Origin of the sequence: Caballeronia ptereochthonis, from assembly GCF_001545075.1 — a bacterium.
Classification (GTDB): Bacteria; Pseudomonadota; Gammaproteobacteria; order Burkholderiales; family Burkholderiaceae; genus Caballeronia; species Caballeronia ptereochthonis.
The window spans coordinates 1-880 of record NZ_FCOB02000108.1 but is presented as its reverse complement, the minus strand read 5'-3'; the positions used below and the strand labels follow the sequence as shown (position 1 = coordinate 880).

Annotated in this window: 1 protein-coding gene; it reads right to left on the bottom strand. The window is 64.8% G+C overall.

The genetic code is table 11. The features are described 5' to 3' along the window. Window positions 1–880, bottom strand: an 880-nt coding sequence (locus tag AWB83_RS35670) for a hemagglutinin repeat-containing protein (protein WP_208636847.1), incomplete at both ends; no start/stop codon positions are given.

The following is an 880-nucleotide window of genomic DNA, read 5'->3' as shown; positions in this document are numbered from 1 at the left end:
CATCGACCGCACCGCTCGCCGCTGCGATCCCGTGCAGCGCCGCCGCCCGGTCATCCTGGCTCTGACTGCCCGCACGCGCCTGATCGACCGTATTCGACACCGCATCGATTACCGGCGCCTTCACCGCGATCGTGAAGCCGCTTTGTTTGACTTCGTGCTGCTCGTCGTGATGCGCCGTATCGACCGCTGAATCGATCGTCACGTTCGCACCCATGCCCGTGACGTCCTTCGCCGCGATCAGGTCGCTGCCCGTCACGTGCAGGTCATTGCCCGCCTTGATGTTCAGGTTGCCGTCGAGCGAGCCCACCGTGCTGCCGTGGTTGATGACCTGCGCGTCATGGTTGGTGTCCTTCTGATCGCGGCTGCCGACCGAGACGCCCACGCCGCTTTGCGAGATCCCCGACGTGTGCTCGTGGTAGTAGTTCGATGACGTCTGCGTGTCCTGCGTGGTCGTGATCGTGACGTTATTGGCCGCTGCGATGTTGACGTCGTTGGTGCCCGCCACCGTCGCGCCCTTGATCGTCACATCGTGGCCCGCGCTGATGGCCACCGAGTCGCCCGACACCGTGCTCGCCACGCTCAGATTCGTCTGCGCGTTCTGCATCTGATCGGTGGTCGTCTTCTTCACGAAACTGCCGCGCTCGGAATGTCGTTCGCTGTAGCTGTCGTGTTCCTCGCGGCCTTCGTTGAGTGTCACGTCGCCCGTGGCGACGAGGTTTGCCGCGCCCGCGCCGGTGGCAAGCGTCGAGCCCGTGAGCGTGACATTGCCCTTGGCGCTATCGCTGCTGAGGGCCGCGAGCGTCGCGCTGCCGCCCGCCGCGAACGTCGTGCCCTTCGTTTGCTCGTCGTAGTTGTGCTGAACCAGCTTGTCACGGTCATC